7 protein-coding genes are annotated in these 8,076 nt (G+C 73.0%); all 7 read right to left on the bottom strand.

Annotated features, from left to right (window positions below; translation table 11 throughout):
- Position 1: 1 nt before the first annotated feature.
- Genes ACZ6SA_RS33735 through ACZ6SA_RS33705 form a run of 7 tightly spaced genes read right to left on the bottom strand, consistent with a single transcriptional unit; the run spans position 2 to position 7,923 of the window.
- A complete protein-coding gene (locus ACZ6SA_RS33735; RefSeq protein WP_465832749.1) occupies positions 2-1,780 on the bottom strand; it encodes an ABC transporter ATP-binding protein in 1,779 nt (592 codons plus the stop codon).
- On the bottom strand, positions 1,777-3,459 hold the full coding sequence (locus ACZ6SA_RS33730; protein ID WP_465832747.1) for an ABC transporter ATP-binding protein: 1,683 nt from the start codon (positions 3,457-3,459) through the stop codon (positions 1,777-1,779). Before ACZ6SA_RS33730 ends, ACZ6SA_RS33735 begins: the two co-directional genes overlap by 4 nt.
- A gap of 8 nt (positions 3,460-3,467) precedes the next feature.
- On the bottom strand, positions 3,468-3,695 hold the full coding sequence (locus tag ACZ6SA_RS33725; RefSeq protein ID WP_347642815.1) for an MbtH family protein: 228 nt from the start codon (positions 3,693-3,695) through the stop codon (positions 3,468-3,470).
- Positions 3,670-4,488: an ABC transporter ATP-binding protein gene (locus ACZ6SA_RS33720; RefSeq protein ID WP_465832744.1), complete on the bottom strand. Its 819-nt coding sequence runs from the start codon at positions 4,486-4,488 to the stop codon at positions 3,670-3,672. The genes ACZ6SA_RS33725 and ACZ6SA_RS33720 overlap by 26 nt, the downstream gene beginning before the upstream one ends.
- The gene (locus tag ACZ6SA_RS33715) at positions 4,485-5,537 is read right to left on the bottom strand and encodes a FecCD family ABC transporter permease (RefSeq protein WP_347642813.1); all 1,053 of its coding nucleotides are present in this window, start codon (positions 5,535-5,537) and stop codon (positions 4,485-4,487) included. Before ACZ6SA_RS33715 ends, ACZ6SA_RS33720 begins: the two co-directional genes overlap by 4 nt.
- Positions 5,534-6,589, bottom strand: coding sequence for a FecCD family ABC transporter permease (locus ACZ6SA_RS33710; RefSeq protein ID WP_347642812.1), 1,056 nt, complete (start codon positions 6,587-6,589; stop codon positions 5,534-5,536). Before ACZ6SA_RS33710 ends, ACZ6SA_RS33715 begins: the two co-directional genes overlap by 4 nt.
- Positions 6,589-7,923 (bottom strand): lysine N(6)-hydroxylase/L-ornithine N(5)-oxygenase family protein, encoded by a 1,335-nt coding sequence (locus tag ACZ6SA_RS33705; RefSeq protein WP_465832741.1) that lies wholly within the window; start codon positions 7,921-7,923, stop codon positions 6,589-6,591. Before ACZ6SA_RS33705 ends, ACZ6SA_RS33710 begins: the two co-directional genes overlap by 1 nt.
- Between the last annotated feature and the right edge of the window lie 153 nt (positions 7,924-8,076).

Genomic DNA, 8,076 nt, shown 5'->3' with positions numbered 1-8,076 from the left:
CCTAACGTGATGACGACGTGGGGGTGCGCGCCTCCCAGGCACGCCAGAGCTGCGCGTACCGGCCGCCCGCGGCGACCAGTTCCTCGTGCCGGCCCTGCTCCGCGATCCGGCCGTGCTCCAGGACGACGACCCGGTCGGCGGCGGCGGCCTGGGTCAGCCGGTGGGCGACGATCAGGGTGGTGCGTCCCCGGGTGGCCGCGGCGGCGGACTCCTCCAAGGTGCGCGCGCCGAGGCTGCCCGCCTCCGCGGTGGCCTCGTCGAGGATGGCGATCGCCGGGTCGACGAGGATCAGGCGGGCGAGGGCGAGTTGCTGGGCCTGGGCGGTGGTCAGCTCGTGGCCGCCCTCGCCGACCACCGTGTCGAGACCGTCGGGCAGGGCCGTCGCCCAGTCCAGCGCGCCGACGGCGGACAGCGCGGAGGCGATCTCGCCCGGCGACGCCTCCTGCCTGGCCAGGCGCAGGTCCTCGATGAGAGGGCCGGCGAAGACGTGCACCTCCTGGGTGATGATCGCGACGTGCGCGCGCAGCCGGTCGGGCGGCAGCGCCACGCCGCCGACGGACACGGTGCCGCTGCCGGGGCGCAGGATGCCCGCGGCGATCGCCGCGAGCGTGGACTTGCCCGCGCCCGTGGATCCGACCAGCGCGACGCGGGCGCCGGCGGGCAGGCTGATGGAGACGCCGTGCAGCACCTCCGGCCCGCCGTCGTAGCCGAAGCGCACGCCTGACAGCTCCAGCCCGGCGCCGGCCGGCCCGCCCGCGCCCCCGCCGGGGCGGTCAGGGTCGTCGCCGGGGTCCGGCGCGAGGTCCACCACGCCGACCAGCCGGGCGAGGCTCGCCGCCGCCGCCTGCAACTCGTCGAACGTGAACAGCAGCATGCCGATGGGGTTGAACAGGCGGTGGAACAGCACGGCCGCCGCGGCGCTCTGGCCGACGGTGACGGCTCCCGATCTGACGAGGAGGAAACCGACCACGAGGATCGCGGCCAGGCCGAAGAACTCCGCCCGGTTGACCCGGCCGACAAAACGGGTGAACAGCGTGAAAACCGACAGGGAGATGTCGTGCACCTGGTGCGAGGCGTCGCCGATGTCGCGCAGCCGGCGCTGCTCCAGCCGGTAGGCGTGCACCGTGCGCGCACCTTGCATGTTCTCCACCAGCAGTTGCGAGTTGCCGGCCACGGCGTGCCGCTCGGCGGCGTACTTCGGCGCCGCCCGCGGCAGGTACCACCGCAGCGCCGCCACGTAGAGCGGGACGGCGACCGCGCCGGCGAGCCCGAGCCGCCAGTCCATCCCGGCCATCGCCGCGATGCTCAGCACGCCCAGCAGGAAGGCGGAGATCATCGTGGGGACCACGCTGGTGGCGGCCTTGCCGATCGAGGCGGCGTCGGTGCTGACCCGTGACAGCAGATCTCCCTTGCCGACCCGCTCCAGGGTGGTGACGGGCAGGCTGAGCGCCCGGGCCACCGTACGTTCCCGCAGGTCCGCGAGCATGTGCCCGCACACCCGGCCGATCAGGTACGTGGCCGTGCCGGTGGCCGCGCCGCCGGCGACGGCCGCGGCCACGATGACGACCGCGATGGGCACGATCGCCGAGACCGGCGCGTGCTCCCTGACGCGGTCCACGAGGGTGCCCAGGGCGTACGCGGGCACCACCGACGCGGCGGCGCCCACGACGCCCACCAGCACGGCGAGCGTGCCGCCGATCCATCGCGCACGGAGTTCGAGCCGCAGCCACGCCCACGTCCTGCGGGCGTCGGCGACGGGCAGCCTGTCTGGTCCGGTCATCGCAGCACCGCCCGGTTGTAGTCGTCGTCGGTGACGGCCAGTTCGGCGTGGGTGCCCTCCGCGGCGACCCGGCCGCCGTCGAGGACCACGACCCGATCCGTCATGGCGAGCAGGGCCGGGCTGCTCGTCACGACCAGGGTGGTGAGCCCCCCGGAGCCGGGGTGGCGCAGGGCGCGCAGGCCGCGGGCGATCTCGTGCTCGGTCACCGCGTCCACGGCGGTGGTGGGGTCGTGCATGACGAGGATCGCGGGGCGTGCCGTGAGCGCGCGGGCCAGCGCCAGCCGTTGCCGCTGCCCGCCCGAGAGGCTGGCGCCCCGCTCCGCGACGACGTGCGTGAGGCCGTCGGGGTGGGCGGAGACGACCTGGTCGGCGGCGGAGGCGGCCAGCGTGGTCTCGTCCAGCGGGCCGCCCGCGGTGACGTTCTCCTCGATGGTCCCGGTGAACAGGTCCGTGAGGTGGGGTTCCACCAGCATCGCCCGGCGGGCGTGCTCCGGGTCGAGGCGTGCCAGGTGCGTGCCTCCGACGAGGACGCCGCCTTCGTACTCTCCGGGCGCCACCCGGCCGGACAGGATCCTGACCAGCGCCTCCCCGTCGGCGGAGCGGTGGGGCACCACGCCGACGAATTCGCCGGGGCGCACGTGCAGGTCGACCCCGTCGAGCGGGCCGTACCTGAGCGCCCGCAGCTCGAGGTCGGGTGAGCCGGCGTCGAGCGTCTCCGTGCCCTCCGGCAGCAGCGCGGGCGCGTCGAGCACGGTGGCGACACGGTCGGCGGACGCCCTGGCCTCCGCGACCCAGCCGGGCACGACGGCGAGCGTGCCGATGGGCTCCATCAGGAACTGCGCGAGGCCGATGACGGTGATGAGCTCGCCGACGGTGATCCTCCCGTTGAGCGCGAACCACCCGGCCAGGATCGCGATGCCGCCGGCCAGGAGCGCGCCGCCGGCCGTGGAGGCGGACAGGTACGCGCCCTGGGTGCGCGCCGCGCGTAGCGCGGCCCGCAGGGACCGCCTGCTGACCTCGTCGTAGCGGCCGGCCGCCGCGCGCTCCGCGCCGATGCCGCGCAGCGGGCGTACGCCGCTGACCAGGTCGCCCGCCAGCGAGGTGGCCTCCCCCGCGAGGTCCTGCTGCTCGGTGACCCGCTTGGTGATGAGCGGGGTGGCGGCCTGGAGCCCGAGGAGCACCACGGGGGTTCCGGCCAGCACGGCCAGCCCGAGTTGCACGTCGATCACCAGCAGCGCGACGGCGCTCACCACGGTCGCCGTCACCGCCCCCGCGACGCGCGGCACGTAGTCCAGCAGGTAGGAGGTGTTGTCGGTGTCGGTCGTGGCCACGGTGAGCAGGTCACCGGCACGGCGGTCGGTCCTGATCCCGCGCGGGTGCATGATCTTGGCGGCCACTTCGACGCGCAGCAGGTGCGCCTCGTCCGCGATGGCGAGCATCAGCCGGCGGGCGCCGAAACGGTAGGCCATGCTCAGCACGGTGAACAGGCCGGCCAGAGCGGCCACCCAGAGCACCAGCGCGCCGCCGTCCCCCGGGCCGATGGCCCGGTCGACGATCACCCCGATGAGGATCGGCACCAGCGACTCGCAGACTTGGTGCAGGCTGATCAGGCCGGTCCCCGTGCCGAGCTGCCACCGGTTGCGCGTCACCGCGCGCCACAACACCCGCCGGCCGGTCATGGGCCGCGTCACTGGTCGGCGGCCATGCTCTCGCGCAGGCTCCTGGGCCGCAGGTCCGTCCAGTGCTCCTCGACGTAGTCCACGCACTCCTGGCGCTTGCTCTGGCCGCCTTCACCGAAGACGACCCGCCAGCCCTGTGGCACCTCCTTGAACGTCGGCCACAGGGAGTGCTGCTCCTCGTCGTTCACCAGCACGTAGAAGGTGCCGTTCTCATCGTCGAAGGGATTGTTGGACATCGTGACTCCTGACTGCGTGGTGGGATCGGGGGATGACCAGCGGGGTGTGGGTCTCCGGGTCGTCGATGATGCGGCAGGGCAGGCCGAACACGTCCTCGATCAGTTCGGCGGTGACGATCTTCCGGGGGTCGCCCTGCGCCACGACGGCGCCCGCCTTCATCGCGATGATGTGGTCGGCGTACCGGCAGGCCTGGTTGAGGTCGTGCAGGACGGCCACCATGGTGTTGCGCTGCTCCCGGTTCAGGCGGAGGCAGAGTTCGAGCAGTTCGATCTGGTGGGCGATGTCGAGGAACGTGGTCGGCTCGTCGAGCAGCACGATCGAGGTCTCCTGGGCGAGCACCATCGCCACCCAGACCCGCTGGCGCTGGCCGCCGGACAGCGTGTCGACGAGCCGCCCGGACAGGTCGGTGACGCCGGTGGCCGCCATCGCGCTCACCACGGCCGCCTCGTCCCTGGCCGACCACTGTCTGATCAGGTTCTGGTGCGGGTGGCGCCCTCGTGCCACCAGGTCGGCCACGGTGATGCCGTCGGGCGCGATCGACGACTGCGGCAGCAGGCCGAGCCGCCTGGCGACCTCCTTGGCCGGGTAGGAGTGGATGTCCCTGCCGTCCAGCACGACCTGTCCCGCGGACGGCTTGAGCAGCCGCGACAGCGCTCTGAGCAGGGTGGACTTGCCACAGGCGTTCGGGCCGACGATCACGGTGAGCGCGCCGTCCGGGATGTCGACGCTGAGGTGCTCGCTGATCGGCCGGTGGTCGTAGCCGATAGTGAGGTCCCTGGCGCTCAGTCTCATGACCTCGCCTTCCGCATCGGCCTGGCCAGCAACCAGGCGAAGTAGAGGCCGCCGAGCGACACCGTCACCACGCCCACGGGAAGCTGGGTGGGGGCGAACGCGCGCTGGCCGAGCCAGTCGCTCGCGGTCAGCAGCAGCGCGCCCATGGCGGCCGAGGGCGCCAGCGCTATGCCGGCCGTACGCGTGAGCAGGCGGGCCAGCTGGGGGGCGGCGAGCGCGACGAACGAGACCGGTCCCGCTGCGGCGGTGGCCACGGCGGTCAGCGCCACGCCGACGACGAGATAGAGCAGCCGGGCCCGTTCGGTGCGCACGCCGAGCGCGGCGGCGGGCTCCTCGCCCATCGCCAGCAGGGACAGGCGCGGCCCGAGAGCCAGCAGGCATCCGGCGAGCAGCACGACCGCGGCGGCCACGGGCGGGACGTGCTCCCACTTCGCCGTGTTCAGGCTGCCCTGTCCCCAGATCGCCGCGGCGACCGCCAGGCGCAGGTCGGCCCTGATGACGAACCACTGGTTCACGGAGGCGAGGACCGCGCTGATCGCGATGCCCACGATGATGAGCCGGAATCCCTGCACGCCCTGCTTGTACGCCAGCAGGTACACCACCAGGGCGGCCGCGAGCCCGCCGATCAGGGCGCCCGCCGCGGTCTCGTAGTAGCCGCGGCCGGCCAGCACCATCGTGACCAGCACCCCGGTGTAGGCGCCGGTGTTGAACCCGATCACGTCGGGGCTGCCGAGCGGGTTGCGCAACAACGACTGGAAGACGGCTCCGCTCAGTCCGAGCGCCGCGCCGATGAGCAGGGCCAGCAGCACGCGCGGCAGCCGCCACTCCACGACCACGAGGCGCGTCGCGCCCGGTCCCTGCCCGGCCAGCGCCTGGATCACCTCGCCCGGCGGCACCTCGAACTCCCCGGTGCCCAGCCCGAGCACGGCGACCGCCGCGGCCGCGAGGCCGAGCGCGGCGCAGACGAGCGCCGTGCGCACGCCGAACCGGACGGACGCGCGGGGCCGGCGCACGATGACGACCCGGTGACCGAAGTCCACGCCGCTCACGGGCTCGTCACCGCCCGGCGGCGGATCAGCCAGATCAGCACCGGCGCGCCCAGGAACGCGGTGACGATGCCCGCCTGCAGTTCGGCGGGGCGGATCAGCACCCGTCCCGCGATGTCCGCGCCGAGCAGCAGGATCGGGGCGCAGATCACCGTGTACGCGAGGATCCACCGCTGGTCGGGCCCGACGATCCGGCGGACGGCGTGCGGCACCATCAGGCCGATGAACCCGATCGGGCCCACCGCCGCGGTCGCCGCGCCCGTCAGGAGCGCCACCGAGACCACGGACAGCACGCGTGTCCGGGTGACGCCGGCGCCCAGCGAGCGGGCGAGGTCGTCGCCCAGCGCGACGGCGTTGAGCGAGCGGGCGGCGGCGAACGCCAGCACCAGTCCGGCCAGGATGAACGGCGCGACCGCTTCGGCGATGGGCAGCGGCCGGCCGCCGAGCGTGCCGACGTCCCAGAAGCGCAGGTAGTCGAAGGCTCGCGGCTTCAGCAGCCGGATCGCGGCCGAGACGCCCTCCATGACGGCGCCGAGCGCCACGCCCGCGAGCGTCAGCCGGAGCGGCGTCGCCTCCCCGCGCCCGATGGAGCCGAGCGTGTAGACGAGCACGGTGGCGAAGGCCACCCCGGCGAACGCGAACCACACGTACGACCAGATGGAGGTCAGGCCCAGGACCCCGATCGCGAACACGACGAAGAGCGCCGCTCCCGCGTTCATCCCGAGGATCTGCGTGTCCGCCAGCGGGTTGCGCGTCACCGCCTGGATGACCGCTCCCGAGACGCCGAGCGCGGCTCCCGCCAGCAGCCCCAGCACGGTCCTCGGGACCCGCAACTCGCGCACGATCGCCTGGTCGTCGGTGTCCGCGGCGTGGGCGAACGCGTCCCAGACCGTGTCGAGGCCGATGTTCCTGGTGCCGACGGCGATGCTCAGGACGCACGTGGCGACCAGCGCCGCCACGAGCACGAGCAGCCAGCCGCTCCGGCCGGCGTTGCCCGCGGCGACGCCCGCCGGCCGGTCCGCCGGGGCGGCCGGCCGGCGATCGGAGAGGACCACTATGTCGCCGCCCTGGCCCGCGGCGTGTGACCGGCCAGCAGCGAGTCGCGGATCTCGCCGGCGCGGACGGCGGTGGCGGACAGGAGCGTCGAGGTGAGGCCGTGGGTGTGTTCACCCGCCCCTTGCAGGTAGATGCCCGCCGACACGTGCGCGGGCGTCTCGACGCGGTAGTCGCGGCCTATCCTGAGCCGGTCCTCGTCGTCGCGCAGGCATAACTTGGCGGCCTGGCCGAGGACGGTGCCGATGTCCTGGGGCCGGTAGCCCGTGGCGTGGACGAGGAGGTCCGCCTCGAGCACCTCGTGCTCGCCGGTGGGCAGATATTCGACCGTGACGTCGAGCCGGTCGTCCCGTTCGCCGACCTCGCGGATGCGTGAGGCGCGCAGGACGCGCAGCCGCTCGCCGCCCTGGACCTTCTCCCGGTACATGGTCCGGTAGAGGGACTCGATGAGGTCCATGTCCACCACGGAGTAGTTGGTGCCGCGGTGGTAGTCGAGCAGGGACTGCTTGACCGCTGAGGGAGCGCCGAAGAACGTGTCCACGGCCTCGGGGTCGAAGATCTGGTTGGCGAAAGGGCTGTCATCGGCGGGGGTGTAGCCGTATTTGGCGATGACGGCGCAGACTTCCGCGCCGGCGAAGGTGCGGTGCAGGTAGTCGGCGGTCTCGGCCGCGCTCTGGCCGGCCCCGAGCACCACGGCCCGCCGCACCGGGACCCCGGCCTCCTTGAGGGCGGCCACCCGGGGCAGCAGCTCGCTGTTGTGCCACACCCGGTCGGAGACGACCGTTCCCGGCGGCAGGTGCGGCTCCAGCCCGGTGGCGACGCACAGGTCACGGGCCCGCCGCACGGTGGTGTGCCCGGGACGCTCCGGGTCCGTGCTGATCACGTCGAACGCGGGGACGCCACCGCCTTCCGCGGTCACCGGCTCGACGGACACGACCTCCTCGGCGTACGCGACCAGGTCCCGCACCCGCTCGGCCGCCCACTCGAAATAGGCGTGGAACTCGATCCGCAGCGGGAAGAGCGTCTTGTGGTTGAGGAAGTCCACCAGCCTGCCGCTGTCCTTCAGGAAGCACAGAAAGCTGAAATCGCTGGCGGGATCGCGCAGGGTGACCAGGTCTTTCAGGAATGACACCTGCATGGTCGCGTCGTCGAGAAGCATCCCCTTGTGCCAGCCGAAGCCGGGTTGCTTCTCCAGGAACCGCATGTGGACCCGTTCGGGTGCCGGGACCCGGGCGTTGTGCTCCCGCAAGGCGATCGCCAGCGCGAGATTCGATGGGCCGAAGCCGATTCCCAGGATGTCGTAGGTGCCGTTGAGTCTGCTCAGCAGTGTCTCCACCGAGGCATCGCCTCCCTCTGCGGCAGATGCTAGATTAGGTTAGCCTTACCTTGCAAGGAGGGCCGTCCGCTCCGAGACGGGGACCGCGGGACCGGGGTCCGGCGAGCCAGGACCGGCGGACGACCGGCGTGGAAAGGGACAGCAAGTGGCTTT

This window comes from Nonomuraea sp. NPDC049378 (genome assembly GCF_055586745.1).
This window is presented reverse-complemented; position numbering and strand designations above follow the sequence as displayed.

Coding starts and splice junctions, on each gene's coding strand:
- ACZ6SA_RS33735 (WP_465832749.1), bottom strand. CDS start 1,780: ATGACCGGACCAGACAGGCTGCCCGTCGCCGACGCCCGCAGGACGTGG.
- ACZ6SA_RS33730 (WP_465832747.1), bottom strand. CDS start 3,459: ATGACCGGCCGGCGGGTGTTGTGGCGCGCGGTGACGCGCAACCGGTGG.
- ACZ6SA_RS33725 (WP_347642815.1), bottom strand. CDS start 3,695: ATGTCCAACAATCCCTTCGACGATGAGAACGGCACCTTCTACGTGCTG.
- ACZ6SA_RS33720 (WP_465832744.1), bottom strand. CDS start 4,488: ATGAGACTGAGCGCCAGGGACCTCACTATCGGCTACGACCACCGGCCG.